The sequence below is a fragment of the Aeromicrobium sp. HA genome (genome assembly GCF_027171405.1).
GTDB classification, from domain to species: domain Bacteria; phylum Actinomycetota; class Actinomycetes; order Propionibacteriales; family Nocardioidaceae; genus Aeromicrobium; species Aeromicrobium tamlense.
In genome coordinates, this window is record NZ_CP114372.1 from 779,220 (window position 1) to 795,680 (window position 16,461).

Sequence of the window (16,461 nt, forward strand, 5' to 3'; positions counted from 1 at the left end):
GGACCCTCGGCGACACCGTCGTCTCGCCGTGATGACGGACCTCACGCCCGTTCGATTGCCCGTCGGGGCGGCGAGGTGTCTACCCTCTGACGTGTGAGCGACGCACCCATCGGCATCTTCGACTCGGGCTTCGGAGGCCTCACGGTCGCCCGGGCCGTGCTCGACCAGCTGCCGCACGAGCCGATCGTCTACCTCGGCGACACGGCCCGGCAGCCCTACGGGTCGAAGCCGATCTCCGAGGTCCGCGAGTACGCCCTCGAGTGCCTCGACCACCTCGTCGCGCTGGGCGTGAAGGCCCTCGTGATCGCGTGCAACTCCGCGAGCGCCGCCGTCCTGCGCGACGCGCGCGAGCGCTACGACGTCCCCGTGGTCGAGGTGATCCTGCCCGCCACGCGCCGCGCCGTGAACGCCACGCGCAACGGCCGGGTCGGCGTCATCTGCACCGCCGCCACCGCCACGTCGGGCGCCTACGACGACGCGTTCGCCGCCAATCCCGGCATCGACCTGCACACCAGCACGTGCCCGCGCTTCGTCGAGTTCGTCGAGGCCGGCATCACCGGCGGGCCCGAGCTGATCGCCGTCGCGCAGGAGTACCTCGCGCCCCTCCAGGAGGCCGGTGTCGACACGCTCGTGCTCGGCTGCACCCACTATCCGCTCCTGACGGGCGTCCTCGCGTACGTGATGGGCGATAGCGTGACCCTCGTGTCCAGTGCGGAGGAGACCGCGAAGGACGTGTACCGCCTGCTGGCGTCGCACGGCCTCGAGCGCGACGGCGCGCTGCCGTCGCCCGAGCACCGCTTCCTCACCACGGGGCATCCCGCCGAGTTCGCCGACCTCGGCCGTCGCTTCCTCGGTCCCGAGGTCGAGTCGGTCGACCAGTTCGCCTGGGTGGCCACGTGAGGCTCACGATCGTCGGCTGCTCCGGCTCCTTCCCCGGACCCGAGTCGGCCGCCAGCTGCTACCTCGTGGAGGCCCCGTTCGAGGGCCGCACGTTCCGGCTGCTGCTCGACCTCGGCTCCGGCGCCCTCGGGCCGCTGCAGGACGTCATCGACCTGCGTGACATCGATGCGATCAGCCTGTCGCACCTGCACGCCGACCACTGCTTCGACATGAGCGGCCTCTACGTCGTGCGCAAGTACCACCCGTCGGGCCCGCCGCCGAAGATCCCGGTCTACGCGCCGCCCGGCAGCGACTGGCAGCTGTCCAACGCCTACGGCACCACGGCCCCCAACGGGATGACCCTGCCGTTCGAGTTCCACGAGCTGGCCGACGGCCTCGAGACCACGATCGGGCCGTTCACGCTCAAGGCCCGGCGCACCCCGCACCCCGTCGAGGCCTACGCCGTCCGGATCGAGCACGAGGGCAGCGTCCTGGTGTACTCCGGCGACACCGGACCCGACGACGACCTGGCCGACTTCGCCTCCGGCGCCGACGTGTTCCTGTGCGAGGCGTCGTTCGTCGAGTCGGCCGAGAACCCGCCCGACCTGCACCTCACCGGCGCCGACGCGGGCCGCCTCGCCACCAAGGCGCAGAGCGCGCGACTGCTGCTGACGCACATCCCGCCGTGGACCGACCGCGCCGAGGTCGAGGCCGACCTGCTCACCACCTACACCGGCGACTACACGCTCGTGCGATCGGGTGACGTAGTCGAGTTGTAACTCTCCGGGGCATTGCCCTGGTGGGGCGCCAGAGGGTTAAGTGACTCTCGGTGCCCAGCCACCGTGCCATCAGGGCACGGCGTGTGCGTCCGGGGGGACGGGCACCAAGAGAGGTAGATCGTGAAGATCTCATGGAAGCCACTCGCCGTGTCCGCAGCACTCGCGGCCTCGGCACTGACGGGGCCGGCGATCGCCGGCAGCACGGCCACTGCGGCCGCGCCGACCTCCGCGAAGGCCGCCGATCCCCAGCCGTTCCACCCCGACCTCGACCTGAAGGACCTCACCTTCCAGGGCAAGAAGGTCGACACCACCACGCAGTACAAGGCCGGGAAGCGCGCCCAGAGCCGCTCGGCCGCCCCGGCGGGCGAGACCCCGCCCGTCGGCACCGTGCGCGAGTGGCTCGCGCTCGACGACGTGCAGGGCTCGATCTACTACAAGGACTACACACTGCGCGGGTCCGGCGACAACATCGAGGTGTGGGTCGCCAACGACATCGCGTTCCCCGAGGGCGACTGCCGCGGTGACGACGCCACGGTCGTGACCGACGCCCAGGTCGAGAGCCTGGTCGAGGAGTTCGACTCGAACATCTACCCGAAGGAGTCCGAGGCGTTCAGCACGCCGCCGGCCCGCGACGGGTCGAACGCGCTCATCGAGGGCGACTTCAGCGGCGGCGGCGAGAAGATCGTGACGCTCGTCGACAACGTCCGCGACGACAACTACTACGACTTCCCGGCGGCTCCCACCTACATCGCGGGCTTCTTCTGGTCGATCTTCAACGAGTACATGGACCGCAACATCATGACGATCGACGCGTTCGACTGGGAGCACCGCACCGGTGCCGACCCGGCCGACGAGCCGACCGGCGACGTGTGCACCAGCCGTCCGGCGCGCCCGCACCTCTACGAGGGGACGTTCGCGCACGAGTACCAGCACCTGCTGCAGTACTACACCGATCCCGGCGAGAGCATCGCCGTCAACGAGGGCCTGTCCGACTGGGCGCAGACCCTCGTGGGCTACGTCGACGGCACGAAGACCGTCTACGACAAGGGCGGCGACGGCCACCTCTACTGCTTCCAGGGCTACGGCACCGTCCAGACCCCGTACAACACGAACCCGCGTGACTGCGGCGGCCCCGAGAACTCCTTCAACCTCTGGGACGAGGGCAACACGTCCTCGGGCGTCCTGGCGGACTACGGCCACGCGTACCAGCTGATGCTGTACCTGGGCGACAGGTTCGGCGAGGACTTCATCTCCGAGCTGCACCGCGACGGCGAGGCCCAGGGCATCGCCGCGATCGACAAGCAGCTCAAGGCGAAGGGCACCAGCTTCCGCAAGGTGTTCCACGACTTCCAGTCGATGACGCTGCTCGACCAGCTGGTCGGCGACGCCAAGAAGGCGCTCATCGTGGGCACGACGAAGTCGAAGGTCACCACGCCGAGCCTGCGCTCGTCGGTGAACCTGGACAACCCCGCCGCCTATGCGACGCCGGGTGCGGCCCCGAACGGCGCCGACTACGTCCCGCTCACGGTCAAGGGCAAGCAGATCACCGGCGCCCAGCTGCGCAGCGCGACGTTCGAGGGCGCCAAGACGCTCCCGGCCCAGCCGCTGCGCTGGACCTCGGTGACCGACGACAGCGATCGCCCCGGCGACGCGGTCCTGTTCTCGGGCAACGAGAACAGCCTCGACGTCGCGGCGGTCACCCCGGTGACGGTCCCGGCGGGCTCGCCCACGCTGACGCTCGACGCCAAGTACGGCGCCGAGGAGGGCTACGACTACGGCTACGTGCAGGTGTCCACCGACGGCGGCGCCACCTACACGTCGCTCGCCGGCGACAAGACCGTCGACGGCCCGCAGGGTCCGGCGCTCGCCGGCACCACCGACGGCTTCGAGCCGCACACCTTCGGTCTCTCGGCCTACGCGGGCCAGGAGATCCTGCTGTCCTTCCGGTACATCTCGGACGGCGGCGTGAACGAGGGCGGCCTGAAGATCGACAACGTGGTCGTCGGTGACACGACGATCAGCGACGGCTCGAACCTCGACGACTTCCAGTCGCCGACGCAGATCCGTCCGACGCCCGTCGAGAACTGGCACGTCAAGCTGGTCGGCATCCGCCCGGGCAAGGTCCCGTACGTGGCCCAGGTGGCCTCGGACGGCAAGAGCTCGGTCAAGCTCGACAAGCTCTCGCTGATCGCGCTCAAGCCGGCCAAGCAGATCGTGGCGATCGTCAGCTACGACGACTCCACCGAGATGGTCCAGCAGTACGCGCCGTACAAGCTGACCGTCAACGGCGAGCTGCAGCCCGGCGGCAGCTGAGCCGACTGACGGATTCCCCGGTTAAGTGGGGAAACTCTCACTTCGCGAGGTTTGCAAACCTCGTTCAGTGACAGGAAACCCACTTAACCGGGGAAACTGCGGGCCGCTACCGTGGCGGGGTGACCCGAGAAGACGGCAGGACCCCCGACGAGCTGCGACCGATCACGATCACCCGAGGCTGGCTCGACCACGCCGCGGGCTCGTGCCTGATCGAGTTCGGCAAGACCCGCGTGCTGTGCGCCGTGGCCGCCACCGAGGGCGTGCCGCGTTGGCGCAAGGGCTCGGGCATGGGCTGGCTCACCGCCGAGTACGCGATGCTCCCGCAGGCCACCCACGACCGCTCCGCCCGTGAGTCGGTCAAGGGCAAGGTCGGCGGCCGCACGCACGAGATCAGCCGTCTCGTCGGGCGCTCGCTGCGCGCCGCGGTCGACCTCTCGCAGCTCGGCGAGAACACCATCGCGATCGACTGCGACGTCCTCCAGGCCGACGGCGGCACCCGCACCGCCGCGATCACCGGCGCCTACGTCGCGCTGGTCGACGCGATCGCCCAGCTGAAGTCCCAGGGCGCCGTGAAGGGCGACCCGCTCGTCGACTCCATCGCCGCCGTCAGCGTCGGCATCATCGACGGCACCCCGATGCTCGACCTGCCCTACGTCGAGGACGTGCGCGCCGAGACCGACATGAACGTCGTGATGACCGGATCGGGGAAGTTCATCGAGGTCCAGGGCACCGCCGAGGGCGCGGCCTTCGACCGCTCCGAGCTCGACGCGCTACTCGGCCTGGCCGAGAAGGGCTGCGCCGACCTGACCCGCCTGCAGCGCGAGGCGCTCGCCTCGTGACCCGCGTCGTCCTGGCCTCGGGCAACGCCAAGAAGCTCGACGAGCTGCGCCGGATCCTCGAGCCGCTCGTGCCGGGCGTCGAGGTGCTGGGCCTGGCCGATGTGGAGCCCTACGACGAGCCGGCCGAGACCGAGCCGACCTTCGAGGGCAACGCCCTCATCAAGGCGCGCACGGCCGCGCAGGTCACCGGCCTGCCCGCGCTCGCGGACGACTCGGGCATCTGCGTCGACGCGCTCAACGGCATGCCCGGCGTGCTGTCCGCGCGCTGGTCCGGCGTTCCGAAGGACCAGGGTGGCGACGCCGCGAACAACCGACTGCTGCTGGCCCAGCTGGCCGACGTCCCCGACGAGCGCCGTGGTGCCACCTTCCGGTGCGCGATGGCGTTCGTGCTGCCCGACGGCACCGAGGTCGTCGAGATCGGCGAGATGCCCGGCCGGGTGCTGCGCGAGGAGCGCGGCGCGGGCGGCTTCGGCTACGACCCGCTGTTCGCCGCCGAGGGCCACGAGGCGTCCACCGCCGAGCTCTCGCGCGAGGACAAGGACGCGATCAGCCACCGCGGTCGCGCCCTGCGCGCGATCGCGCCCGTGGTCGCCGAGGCGCTCACGTCCTGACGCGCTCGGGGTGACGCCGTCGGTGGTCGCCCCTAGCGTGGGCTCCATGGCACTCGTGGAGTTCAAGGACCTGGTGATCGACGTCGAGGACCCGGCGGCCGCCGCCGAGCGGTGGGGGCGCTGGCTGCACCTGCGCGGCGAGACCGACGAGGTCGGCGCCGTGCTGCGTGGCGACGACCCGGGGCGGACGATCTGGATCAACCCCGCCGAGCCCAAGACGGTCAAGGACCGCGTCCACCTCGACATCGTCGCGCGCGACCTCGCGCCCTTCGAGGGTCTGGAGCGCCTCACCGAGCCCGGCCAGTTCAGCTGGACGACCTTCCTCGATCCCGAGGGCCACGAGTTCTGCGTCTTCGAGGGCGGCGAGCGTCCCGACGGCCTCAAGGACGTCGTGGTCGACGCGATCGACCATGCCGCCATCGGCGCGTGGTGGGCCGACGTCTTCGGCGCCACCTACAGCAGCGACGACGAGTACTCGTGGGTCGACGACATCCCGGGCTCGCCCACCGAGTCGTTCGACTTCGTCACGGTGCCCGAGCCCAAGACGGTCAAGAACCGCATCCACTGGGACGTCAGGCTGGTCGGCGACGCCACGGTCGACGACCTCGTGGAGCGCGGCGCCACGGTGCTGCTGCCACCCGGCGACGACCGCCGCTGGACCGTCATGGCCGATCCCGAGGGCAACGAGTTCTGCGTCTTCGACGCCTGATCCGCCGCGCGGGCGGGGGCCTAGGGTGGAGGGCGTGAGCCTGGACCTGAGCGCCGACATCGTCACCCTGACCCGCGCCGTCGTGGACGTGCCGTCCGAGAGCCTCGACGAGGCCGTCCTGGCCGACGCGGTCGAGGCCGCGCTGCGGTCGCACGACCATCTCGAGGTGGTTCGCGACGGGCACACGATCATCGCCCGGACGAACCTCGGGCGGTCCGAGCGCGTCGTCATCGCCGGTCACCTCGACACCGTGCCCGAGAACGGCAACATGCCCTCGCGGCTCGAGGGCGACATCCTGTGGGGCCTGGGCACGTGCGACATGAAGGGCGGCGTCGCGATCGCGCTGAGCCTCGCCGCGGCCCTCGCCGAACCGGTCCGCGACGTCACGTGGGTGTTCTACGAGGCCGAGGAGATCGCCGCCGTCCACAACGGCCTCGGCCGCATCGCGCGCGAGCACCCCGAGTGGCTGGCGGGCGACTTCGCGATCCTCATGGAGCCGTCCAACGCGGGCGTCGAGGCCGGCTGCCAGGGCACGATGCGCGTCGACGTGCGCACCACCGGCGAGCGCGCCCACTCGGCCCGCTCGTGGATGGGCCACAACGCGATCCACGACCTCGCGCCCGTGCTGGCCACCCTCGCGACCTACGAGCCGCGCACGGTCGACATCGCCGGACTGACCTACCGCGAGGGACTCAACGCGGTCGGCATCCGCGGGGGAGTGAGTGGCAACGTGATCCCCGACGAGGCGGTCCTCACCGTGAACTACCGCTTCGCGCCCGACCGCGACGAGGAGGCCGCGCTGGTCCACCTGCGCGAGGTCTTCGACGGCTTCGAGCTCACGGTCACCGACTCGGCGCCCGGCGCCCTGCCCGGCCTCGAGCGACCGGCCGCAGCCGCGTTCGTCGACGCCGTCGGCGGCGAGGTGGGGCCGAAGTTCGGCTGGACCGACGTCGCGAAGTTCACCCTGCTCGGCGTCCCGGCGGTCAACTATGGTCCCGGCGACCCGATCTACGCGCACAAGGCCGACGAGCAGGTCCCGGTCGAGCACCTGCGCCGCGTGCACGACCGCCTGCGTCGCTGGCTCAGCGGCGACGCGTGAGTCAGGACCGCAGCGCCCCCTCCACGAGCCGCGCGATCACGGTGTGGCCCGCGCTCGTGGGGTGGATGTCCCCGAGCGCGCAGTAGTAGGTGAGGGCACAGATGTCCTCGGCGCGCGCGGGGATCGTCCCGAAGTCGGGGGACACCACCGTCGCGTCGGGTGAGGCGTAGGCCCCGAACTCCTCGGTGACGTCGACGAACGCCGCATCGTGCTTGGCGTAGACCGCGCGCAGCGCCGGGTTGAGGATCGTGCGGAACATGTCCACGGTCTCGTCGGCCACGGCGCGGGCGACGTCGGAGTCGGGCCGGCGCACCGGCTCACCGGTCCAGAAGGCGGGGTAGGTCAGCCCGACGATCGGCACGTCGGCGCCCACGCGCTCGCGGATCTGCCCCAGCAGCGCATCGATGGCGGCGGTGGTCTCGGGAACGGCCGCCTGCACGCACGAGCGCAGCTCGGCGTCCAGCGAGCAGCCTCGCAGATCGTTCGCCCCGAGCACCACCGTGACGAGCCTCACGTCGTCGCCGTAGCGGTCGAGGTGACGCACCACCGCGTCCGCGGGGGACCCGCCGTCCAGCGGCGGCGCGTCGGGTCCGCGCAACTCCTCGTCGCACGTCTCGCCCCCGACGAACGCGACCGCCGTGATCCCCGCGCAGCTGACGTTCACGAGCTCCAGGTCGCGGTCGCGCGCGACCTTCCAGGCGAACCCCGAGGTCGTGTTCTGCGCGGGCTCCCCGTCGAGAGCGGGCCGGTAGCCGGCGGCGTAGGAGTCGCCGATGGCGAGGTACTGCGGCCGTGCGTCGGAGGCCGGGGGAGCGACCCGGGTGGAGCAGGCGGTCAGGGCCGAGAGGGCGAGGGCCAGCGCGCAGGCCAGCCGCAGCGTCGTGGAAGATCGCACCCGTCCCACCGTAGTGTTCGGCGCCGCGACGTCCACTCGGAGCAAGCCTCAGGCTTCACCTGAAAGTTTGTCGGACCGCCGTCGGCGTGCCGTCACGAGTCCACCTCGCGCCCCGCCTAATCTGGGCCGCATGTCCAGCCGCACACTTCCCCGCTCGCTGCGCGTGACATCCGCCGCGATCGTGCTCGCTCTGGCCGCCGTCGTCGTCATCGCCGCTGTCGCGATGCAGACGATCCCGGCCCTCATCATGGCCTCCTGCGTGGCCCTCTCGGCCGGCATCACGTCGACCGTTCTCATGTCCGAGGAGATCCGCGAGGTTCGCCAGAAGTTCGCGAAGGACCGCGTGCGCGACGCGCGCGTCATCGCCGAGCGCGAGCGCGAGCACCTCGACGTCGACGCGTCGTTCCGTCGCGCCGTCTCCGAGCGCCTGCGCGCGAGCGAGGCCGAGATCTCCCGCCTGCGCGCCGACCTGGCCGCCGGCAGCGCCCAGATCGACGAGCTCGAGGAGCGTCTGGCCACCGAGCAGGAGCTCGTCGCGATGCTCGGTGTGCGCCCCGAGATCGACCCCCGCATCGTCACCCCGGCCGCCGAGGCCGAGGGCGCGGAGCGGGGCGACGCGTCCGGCGAGCTGCGCTCCGCCTGACGCTTTCGCCCCCTTGGCGTGATTCCGTCGTCGCGATGCGCGATAATGGATCCCGGCCCGAAAATTCGGGCGACCAACGAGAGGGGTACAGATGGCCGCCATGAAGCCTCGGACCGGCGACGGACCGATGGAGGTCACCAAGGAGGGACGCTGCATCGTCATGCGCGTCCCGCTCGAGGGCGGCGGACGTCTGGTGGTCGAGCTCAACAACGACGAGGCCGCCACGCTCGGTGACGCCCTCAAGGCCGTCTGAGCACGCTGGATGTACGGACTCTCCGTGCGTTGGCCCCTGGCCGACGCGCCTGACGGCGTGCTCGAGCAGCTGCACGAGTACGTCGAGTCCGAGTCCCACGCGAAGTTCGCGGGCCTGGCCGGCCTGCGCTTCAAGACGTGGCGAGCCCGCGAGGGCGAGTGGTTCGAGGGCACCTACGTCTTCGTCAGCGACGAGGCGCGAGCCGCCTTCCAGGCCGACTTCGAGACCCGGGCGGCCGACGCCCCAGGCACCGCGCTGATCGGCGCCCTGCCCGAGATCGAGCCGTTCGAGGTCGTCGCCGTCGTGCGCGGCCCGGCGGGCTTCCGCTCCTCCGCGCGCTTCGAGGGCTGACCGACCGCCGCGTCAGTGCGGCTTCTGCAGCACCAGCAGGCCGTCGCCGAGCGGCAGCAGCAGCGAGGACAGGTCCTCGTCGGCGCCCACCCGCTCCACGAGCTCGCGGATGGCCACGGTCTCGGGGTCGCGTTGCGAGGGGTCGGCCACGCGGTCGTGCCACAGGGCGTTGTCGAACACCACGAAGCCGCCGGCGCGGGTGAGGCGCAGCGCCTCGTCGAGGTACTCGCCGTACTCGACCTTGTCGCCGTCGCAGAACACCAGGTCGTAGCCGCCGTCGTTGAGCCGCGGCAGGACGTCGAGCGCCGACCCCGTGATGAGTCGGAAGCGCGTGGGGGAGATGCCGGCGGCGAGGAAGACCTGGCGGGCCAGGCGCTGGTTCTCGGCCTCGAGGTCCACCGAGGTCAGCACGCCGTCGGGCAGCATGCCGCGCAGCAGGGCGAGTCCGGAGACGCCGGTGCCCGTGCCGATCTCGGCGATGCTCTTGGCGCCGGCGGCGCCGGCCAGGAAGGTCAGCGCGGCGCGCGCGCCGGGCAGGACGGGGACCACGCCGACGGTCTCGGCGTGCTGGCGCGCAGTGCGCAGGTGGTCGTCCTCGGACCGGTACTGCTCGACGTAGGCCTGGCTGGCTTCGGAAGTCATCGTCCCCTCGCAATCGTTCGGCGGGTGGGTCCAGCCTATCGACGCGGAGCCCCGGGAGCGCAGGGGACGCGCGGGTCAGGGCCCACCGGACTTCGCCAACCGTCAGGGCGTTCTTCGACTGCTCTCAGGTTGAGGGTCGAGGATCGTGGCATGCCCGACGGGAAGCCCACGCTGCAGGACCAGGCCGAGATCTACGCCCAGCACGGGACCCAGGTCCGTCGCCTCGCCACGCGCCTCACCGGGAACCGTCAGGACGCCGAGGACCTCACGCAGGACGTGTTCGAGCGCGTGTTCACCTCGCTCGACCGCTACGAGGCCCGCAACCTGGCCGGCTGGCTCCACCGGATCACCACGAACCTCTTCCTCGACCGGGCCCGCCGCGCGGGTCGTCAGCCCACTGCGGCGTTGACCGACGCGCACGAGTCGCGCCTCGTCGACGACGGCGACCTGCCGCACGACCTCGTCCACGACGCCGGTTTCGACCCCGACATCGAGGCGGCGCTCGCGACGCTGCCCAGCCAGCTGCGCGTGGCCGTGGTGCTGTCCGACGTCGAGCAGCTCGAGCACACGGAGATCGCGCTGCTGCTGGGCGTCAAGCCCGGCACCGTGCGCACGCGCGTGCACCGAGGCCGCGCCGCGCTGCGTCGCGAGCTGGCCCACCGCGAGCCCCGCGCGGGCCGCACCCGCGTCCTCGGCGCCCTCGGCATCTGACCGGAATCAGGTCGCCTCGGAGTCGAAGGGCGGGATCTCGCCCGGGCGCAGGATGCGCACGCTCGGGACGGGCGGGGGAGTCGTGTCCGAGAGGATCACGTCGCGCACCGCGGCCCGCGGGTCGAGGTCGCGCAGGTTGATGTCCTTGAACTCGTCGCCGAGCTCCTTGCCCAGCTCGGACTTGGCACTCTCGGCCATCTGGCGCACGGTCTTGACGAACTGCGCCGCCTGACGCGCCAGACCGGGAAGCCGGTCGGGTCCGAAGACGATGACGGCGACGACGGCGATCGCACCGATCTCCATCCAGCCCAGGCCCACGGGCGCGACCTTACAGTCGGCCGGCGGGGGCGAGGCCGAGCTGCATGCCGGCCAGGCCACGGGAACGGCCGCTGAGGCCGTCGGCGATCTGCTGGAGCACCTTGGCGCTCTCGGCGTCAGGATCCTCGATCACGATCGGGGAGCCGCTGTCGCCGCCCTCGCGCAGCTTCTCCTCCAGCGGCACCTGGCCGAGCAGGGAGATGTCGTAGCCCAGGCGCGCGGTCAGCGTGGTGGCCACCTCGGCGGCGCCGCCCGAGCCGAAGACCTCGAGCTTCTCGCCTGAGGGCAGCTGCAGCCACGACATGTTCTCGATGACGCCCACGACGCGCTGGTGCATCATCGAGGCCATCGTGCCGGCGCGCTCGGCCACCTGGGCCGCGGCCTGCTGCGGGGTCGTGACGACGACGACCTCGGCGTTGGGCAGGTGCTGCCCGAGGCTGATGGCCATGTCGCCGGTGCCCGGCGGGAGGTCGAGGAAGAGGGCGTCGAGGTCGCCCCAGTAGACGTCGGCCAGCATCTGCACGAGCGCGCGGTCGAGCATCGGGCCGCGCCAGGCGACGACCTGGTCCTTGCGGGGCTTGAGCATGCCGATGCTCATGACCTTCAGCGACACGTCGCCGACCTGGGCCGGGACGGGCATGATCATGTCCTCGACCTGGGTGGGGCGCTGGTCGCCCACGCCGAGCATGTCGGGGATCGAGTGGCCGTAGATGTCGGCGTCGACGACGCCGACCTTGAGGCCGCGCTTGGCCATCGCGACGGCGAGGTTCACGGTGACGGACGACTTGCCGACACCGCCCTTGCCCGAGGCGATCGCGTAGACCTTGGTGAGCGAGCCGGCCTGGGCGAAGGGGATCTCGCGCTCGGCGCGGCCGCCGCGGAGGTGCTCCTGCATCGCCTTGCGCTGCTCGTCGGTCATGACGCCCATGTCGACGCGGACCGTGTGGGCCGGGGCGACCTTGGCCACGGCGGCGGTGACGTCGCGCGTCAGCGTGTCCTTGAGCGGGCAGCCGGCGACGGTGAGCAGGAGGCGGACGACGATCTCGGTCTCGCCGATCGTGACGGTGTCGACCATCCCCAGCTCGGTGATCGGGCGCTTGATCTCGGGATCGTTGACGGTCGAGAGCGCCTCGGTGATCTGGTCCTGGGTGACGTCAGCCATGCCGTGAAGTCTACGGGGCCCTATCGAACGTCCGGGGGTCGCGTCAAGGTCCGGACGGTGAGGGCCGGTCGGGCCGGGTCCGGTCCTGCTCGTCGGGCTCCTCGTCCTTGTCCAGCTCGGCCAGGAAGCCGCGCAGCTCGCTGCGCAGGAAGTCGCGGGTGGCGACCTCGCCGAGGCCGATCCGCAGGCTCGCCACCTCGCGCGCCAGAAACTCCATGTCGGCGTGCGAGCGGCTGGCCGCCTCGCGGTCCTGCTCGGCGGCGATGCGGTCGCGCGCCTCCTGCCGGTTCTGCGCGAGCAGGATCAGCGGCGCGGCGTACGACGCCTGCAACGACAGGATCAGCGTGAGGAAGATGAAGGGGTACTCGTCCCAGCGCGGACGGTCGGGGCCGTACGGCACGTTCCACACGATCCACACGAAGATGAACAGCGTCATCCAGGCGATGAACGTGGCGGTGCCGAGGAAGCGCGCGGCGGACTCGGCGAAGCGGCCGAAGCGCTCGGGATCGGCGTCCTTGCGGGCGGCGAGGTTGCGGCGCAGGCCCCGGCGCAGGTCGCGCGGCTGGTCGAGGCGTTCGCGGTCAGCCATGCTCACGCCATCCCTTCGGGAGCAGGTGGTCGAGCACGTCGTCGATCGTCACGACGCCCAGCAGGTGCTGGTTCTCGTCGACGACCGGGACGGCGACGAGGTTGTACGCCGCCAGCAGGCCCGCGACCTCGGCCAGCGAGGCCTCCGGGCGCGGCCAGTCGATGTCGTTGACGATGATCTGGCTGACCAGCGTGGAGGGCGGCTCGCGCAGCAGCGCCTGGAAGTGAGCAGCGCCCAGGAAGCGGCCGGTGGGGGTCTCCAGCGGCGGCCGGCACACGTAGACCATCGAGGCCAGCGCGACGCTCAGCTCGGGCTCGCGGACCAGGGCCAGCGCGTCGGCGATCGTGGCGCTCGGGTCGAGGACGACCGGCTCGGTGGTCATCATGCCGCCGGCGGTGCGCTCCTCGTAGGAGAGAAGGCGTCGGACGTCCTCGGCATCGTCGGGCTCCATGAGGCCGAGGAGCTCCTCGGCGGTCTGCGCGGGCAGCTCGCCGAGCAGGTCGGCCGCGTCGTCGGGGTCCATCTCGCCCAGCACGTCGGCGCCGCGGCTCGGGTCGAGGATCCCGAGCACCTCGACCTGCAGGGCCTCGGGCATCTCCTCGAGGACGTCGGCGAGGCGCTCGTCGCCGAACTCGCGCACGATCTCCATGCGGCGCTTGGGCGGCAGGTCGCGCAGCGCGTTGGCGATGTCGGCCGGGCGCATCTCGTCCATCATCGCGAGCAGGTGGGTGGCGCCCTGGGCGGCGGTCTCGCTGGCCAGTCCGCGGACCTCGTCCCACTCGACGACGTGGCTGGTGCCGCGGCGGCCGAAGCGCTTGTGGGGCTCGGCGACGGCGACGGTGGAGACGTACCAGTCGCGGCGCGGGTCCTGCTCGATCGCGATGTCGTAGAGGGCGGCCGGCGTGCCGTCGGCGAGCGTGACCTGGCGGTCGAACAGCTCGTGCACGGCGAGGGTCTCGGTGGAGCGCTGCTGGAAGCGACGGAGGTTCAGCACGCCCGTGGTGATGACCTGACCGGAGTCCATCGAGGTGACCCGGGTGATCGGCAGGAACACGCGGCGCCGGCCGAGGACCTCGACGACGAGGCCGAGCACGCGCGGGCGCTGGGTGGCGCTGCGGACGGCGACGACGACGTCGCGCAGCTTGCCGACCTGGTCGCCCACGGGGTCGAAGACGGCCTGCCCGACGAGACGGGACACGAAGATCCGGGTCGGCTGGCTGCTCACGGGTCCGAGGCTACCGGCCGGGGGTCGCCCGCCGCTGGGGGCTGGTGGGGCGGTGAGTGGTCAACCCTACGGTCGGCGGACGGCTGGTGGGCGGTGAGCCAGCAACCGGACCGAAGGCCGATGGGGTTCATGGCGCACCGCCCGAGCGAGGGAAGGGTTGAGGACTCACCGCCTCCCCAGCACGCGGGTCACGGGAAGGGCGGGGGACACTGACGCGGTGAACTATCTGCTGGCGCTCGTCGCGGTGATCGGCGTGTCGATGTCGGGTCCGCTGATGGCGGCCACGGCGGCGCCTGCGCTCGCGATCGCCTTCTGGCGCAACGCCATGGCCACGGGCCTGCTGGCGCCGATCGCGCTGACCCGGCACCGCACCGCGATCACGGGACAGGACCGGCACGGCTGGACCCTCGCGATCGTCGCCGGCGCCGCGCTGGCCGCGCACTTCGCCTGCTGGGTCGGCTCGCTCAAGCTGACCTCGGTCGCGGCGGCCACGGCGCTGGTCTCGATGCAGGTCCTCTTCGTCATCGCGATCGACGCGCTGCGGGGCCGCCGCGCCGCGCCCGCCGTGGTCGCCGGCTCCCTCCTCGCCGTGGTCGGCGTGGCCGCGATCTCCGGCGTCGACCTCTCGCTGTCGAAGGAGGCGCTGTGGGGCGACGCGCTGGCGCTGGCCGGCGGCCTGTTCGCCGCGATCTACGTCGTGGTGGGCGCCCGCGTGCGCGAGACGCTCTCGACGACCGCCTACACCTTCACCTGCTACGGCATCTGCTCGGCGATCCTGCTCGTCGTCTGCCTCGTCGCCGGCGTCCCGCTGGGCGGCTGGTCGGCCCGGGCCTGGGTGATGATCGTGGCGGTCATGGTGTGCGCGCAGCTGCTCGGGCACTCCGTCATCAACCACCTGCTGGCCGTCATGTCGCCCGTGGTCGTGTCGCTCATGCTGCTGCTCGAGGTGCCCGGGGCGGCCCTGCTGGCCGCGGCGTTCCTGGGCGAGTCGCTGCCGTGGCTGACGTACGGCGGCATCGTGCTGATCCTCGCCGGACTCGCCGTGGTGACCGCGTCCACCGGGCGGGCGCGCCGGGCCGAGACCCTCCTCGCCGACTGAATCCGCGCGGTCCCCACCCGGTGCCCGGCAGCGCGCCACTGTAGGCTCGCCCCGATTCCCACCGAGATTCGAGGAGCACCGTCATGGGGCGTCTTGTCAGCACCGAGGGCCTGACCGAAGAGCAGGTCGAGATCCTCAAGGTCGTTCGCCAGTTCGTCGAGAAGGAGATCATTCCGGTCGCGACGGACCTGGAGCACAAGGACGAGTACCCGACCGACATCGTCGAGGGCCTCAAGGAGCTCGGCATCTTCGGCCTGATGATCCCCGAGGAGTACGGCGGACTCGGCGAGTCGCTGCTGACCTACGCGCTCGTGGTCGAGGAGATCGCGCGCGGCTGGATGAGCGTCTCGGGCGTCATCAACACGCACTTCATCGTCGCCTACATGCTGATCCAGCACGGCACCGACGAGCAGAAGCAGAAGTACCTGCCGAAGATGGCCACCGGCGAGGTCCGCGGCGCCTTCAGCATGAGCGAGCCCTCGCTCGGCTCCGACGTCTCGGCCATCTCCACCAAGGCCACCAAGCAGGACGACGGCTCGTACGAGATCACCGGCCAGAAGATGTGGCTGACGAACGGCGGCTCGTCCACGCTCGTCGCGGTGCTGACCAAGACCGACGAGGGCTCGGACAGCGTCTACAAGAACATGACCACCTTCCTCATCGAGAAGGAGCCGGGCTTCGGCGAGACGGCCCAGGGCGTCACGGTGCCCGGCAAGATCGAGAAGATGGGCTACAAGGGCATCGACACCACCGAGATGATCCTGGAGAAGCACCAGATCTCGGCGGACCAGATCCTCGGCGGCACGCCCGGCCAGGGCTTCTACCAGATGATGGACGGCGTCGAGGTCGGCCGCGTCAACGTCGGCGCCCGCGCCGTCGGCATCGCGAACCGCGCCTTCGAGCTGGGCATCGCGTACGCGCAGCAGCGCGAGACGTTCGGCAAGCCGATCGCCCAGCACCAGGCCATCCTGTTCCGCCTGGCCGAGATGGCCACCAAGGTCGAGGCCGCCCACACGATGGTCGTGCGCGCCGCGCGCCTGAAGGACTCGGGCAAGCGCATGGACGTCGAGGCCGGCATGGCCAAGATGCTCGCGAGCGAGTACTGCAACGAGGTCGTCGAGGCGTCGTTCCGCATCCACGGTGGCTACGGCTACTCCAAGGAGTACGAGATCGAGCGGCTCTACCGCGAGTCGGCCTTCATGCTGATCGGCGAGGGCACGTCCGACATCCAGAAGATGATCATCGGGCGCAACCTGCTCAAGGACTACAAGCTCTGAGTCGCGCGACGAGAACCCCGCATCCACTCCGTGGACGCGGGGTTCTCGTGCGTTCACGGGTCTAGGC

The 16,461-nt window shown here is 71.1% G+C and carries 19 protein-coding genes; 13 read left to right on the plus strand and 6 right to left on the minus strand.

All coding sequences use genetic code 11. From position 1 onward, the window contains the following. The first annotated feature begins 93 nt into the window (after positions 1-93). From murI to dapE, 7 genes are all read left to right on the plus strand, one after another. The gene (murI, locus tag O3S82_RS03785) at positions 94-900 is read left to right on the plus strand and encodes a glutamate racemase (RefSeq protein WP_269305622.1); all 807 of its coding nucleotides are present in this window, start codon (positions 94-96) and stop codon (positions 898-900) included. After that, positions 897-1,658: an MBL fold metallo-hydrolase gene (locus O3S82_RS03790; protein ID WP_179425964.1), complete on the plus strand. Its 762-nt coding sequence runs from the start codon at positions 897-899 to the stop codon at positions 1,656-1,658. Before murI ends, O3S82_RS03790 begins: the two co-directional genes overlap by 4 nt. Positions 1,659-1,778: 120 nt before the next feature. Further along, a complete protein-coding gene (locus tag O3S82_RS03795; protein ID WP_269305624.1) occupies positions 1,779-3,971 on the plus strand; it encodes an immune inhibitor A domain-containing protein in 2,193 nt (730 codons plus the stop codon). Between the two features lie 119 nt (positions 3,972-4,090). Then, entirely contained in the window at positions 4,091-4,810 is a 720-nt protein-coding gene (gene rph / locus O3S82_RS03800; protein WP_179425962.1) for a ribonuclease PH, read from the plus strand. Then, positions 4,807-5,421 carry an RdgB/HAM1 family non-canonical purine NTP pyrophosphatase gene (gene rdgB, locus O3S82_RS03805; RefSeq protein WP_269305626.1) on the plus strand — a complete coding sequence of 205 codons (615 nt, stop codon included), beginning with the start codon at positions 4,807-4,809 and terminating at the stop codon, positions 5,419-5,421. Before rph ends, rdgB begins: the two co-directional genes overlap by 4 nt. A 46-nt stretch (positions 5,422-5,467) precedes the next feature. Then, entirely contained in the window at positions 5,468-6,130 is a 663-nt protein-coding gene (locus O3S82_RS03810; protein WP_269305627.1) for a VOC family protein, read from the plus strand. A 34-nt stretch (positions 6,131-6,164) separates the two neighbouring features. Then, a complete protein-coding gene (gene dapE, locus O3S82_RS03815; protein WP_269305629.1) occupies positions 6,165-7,229 on the plus strand; it encodes a succinyl-diaminopimelate desuccinylase in 1,065 nt (354 codons plus the stop codon). Position 7,230: 1 nt separating this feature from the next. Here the strand turns inward: dapE and O3S82_RS03820 are convergent, their stop codons facing one another. Next, a complete protein-coding gene (locus tag O3S82_RS03820; protein ID WP_179425953.1) occupies positions 7,231-8,124 on the minus strand; it encodes an SGNH/GDSL hydrolase family protein in 894 nt (297 codons plus the stop codon). Between the two features lie 130 nt (positions 8,125-8,254). Between O3S82_RS03820 and O3S82_RS03825 the strand changes: the two genes are divergently transcribed. The 3 genes from O3S82_RS03825 to O3S82_RS03835 all read left to right on the plus strand — a co-directional run bounded on the left by O3S82_RS03825 (position 8,255) and on the right by O3S82_RS03835 (position 9,371). Further along, positions 8,255-8,767 (plus strand): hypothetical protein, encoded by a 513-nt coding sequence (locus O3S82_RS03825; RefSeq protein ID WP_179425951.1) that lies wholly within the window; start codon positions 8,255-8,257, stop codon positions 8,765-8,767. A 91-nt stretch (positions 8,768-8,858) separates the two neighbouring features. Then, complete coding sequence (locus O3S82_RS03830) at positions 8,859-9,020, plus strand: DUF3117 domain-containing protein (protein WP_078700305.1); 162 nt, start codon at positions 8,859-8,861, stop codon at positions 9,018-9,020. 24 nt (positions 9,021-9,044) lie between these two features. Next, positions 9,045-9,371, plus strand: coding sequence for a hypothetical protein (locus O3S82_RS03835; RefSeq protein WP_269305635.1), 327 nt, complete (start codon positions 9,045-9,047; stop codon positions 9,369-9,371). Positions 9,372-9,383: 12 nt separating this feature from the next. On the opposite strand, the gene O3S82_RS03840 is transcribed toward O3S82_RS03835, so the two are convergent. Continuing rightward, on the minus strand, positions 9,384-10,013 hold the full coding sequence (locus O3S82_RS03840; RefSeq protein WP_179425947.1) for an O-methyltransferase: 630 nt from the start codon (positions 10,011-10,013) through the stop codon (positions 9,384-9,386). A gap of 150 nt (positions 10,014-10,163) precedes the next feature. Between O3S82_RS03840 and O3S82_RS03845 the strand changes: the two genes are divergently transcribed. Further along, positions 10,164-10,724, plus strand: coding sequence for a sigma-70 family RNA polymerase sigma factor (locus O3S82_RS03845; RefSeq protein WP_269305637.1), 561 nt, complete (start codon positions 10,164-10,166; stop codon positions 10,722-10,724). Positions 10,725-10,730: 6 nt separating this feature from the next. Here the strand turns inward: O3S82_RS03845 and O3S82_RS03850 are convergent, their stop codons facing one another. The 4 genes from O3S82_RS03850 to O3S82_RS03865 are packed head-to-tail and all read right to left on the minus strand — an operon-like array spanning position 10,731 to position 14,018. Then, on the minus strand, positions 10,731-11,042 hold the full coding sequence (locus O3S82_RS03850; protein ID WP_269305639.1) for a sec-independent translocase: 312 nt from the start codon (positions 11,040-11,042) through the stop codon (positions 10,731-10,733). A gap of 10 nt (positions 11,043-11,052) precedes the next feature. Further along, entirely contained in the window at positions 11,053-12,204 is a 1,152-nt protein-coding gene (locus O3S82_RS03855) for an Mrp/NBP35 family ATP-binding protein (RefSeq protein WP_179425943.1), read from the minus strand. A 43-nt stretch (positions 12,205-12,247) separates the two neighbouring features. Then, complete coding sequence (locus tag O3S82_RS03860; protein WP_179425941.1) at positions 12,248-12,793, minus strand: DUF1003 domain-containing protein; 546 nt, start codon at positions 12,791-12,793, stop codon at positions 12,248-12,250. Beyond that, positions 12,786-14,018: a magnesium transporter MgtE N-terminal domain-containing protein gene (locus tag O3S82_RS03865; RefSeq protein WP_269305641.1), complete on the minus strand. Its 1,233-nt coding sequence runs from the start codon at positions 14,016-14,018 to the stop codon at positions 12,786-12,788. Before O3S82_RS03865 ends, O3S82_RS03860 begins: the two co-directional genes overlap by 8 nt. Before the next feature lie 217 nt (positions 14,019-14,235). On the opposite strand from O3S82_RS03865, the gene O3S82_RS03870 reads away from it, so the two are divergent. Together O3S82_RS03870 and O3S82_RS03875 are read left to right on the plus strand one after the other, a co-directional pair. Next, entirely contained in the window at positions 14,236-15,117 is an 882-nt protein-coding gene (locus O3S82_RS03870) for a DMT family transporter (protein ID WP_269305644.1), read from the plus strand. A gap of 83 nt (positions 15,118-15,200) precedes the next feature. Next, positions 15,201-16,394, plus strand: a complete 1,194-nt coding sequence (locus O3S82_RS03875; RefSeq protein WP_179425935.1) for an acyl-CoA dehydrogenase family protein — start codon at positions 15,201-15,203, stop codon at positions 16,392-16,394. Positions 16,395-16,461: the final 67 nt, after the last annotated feature.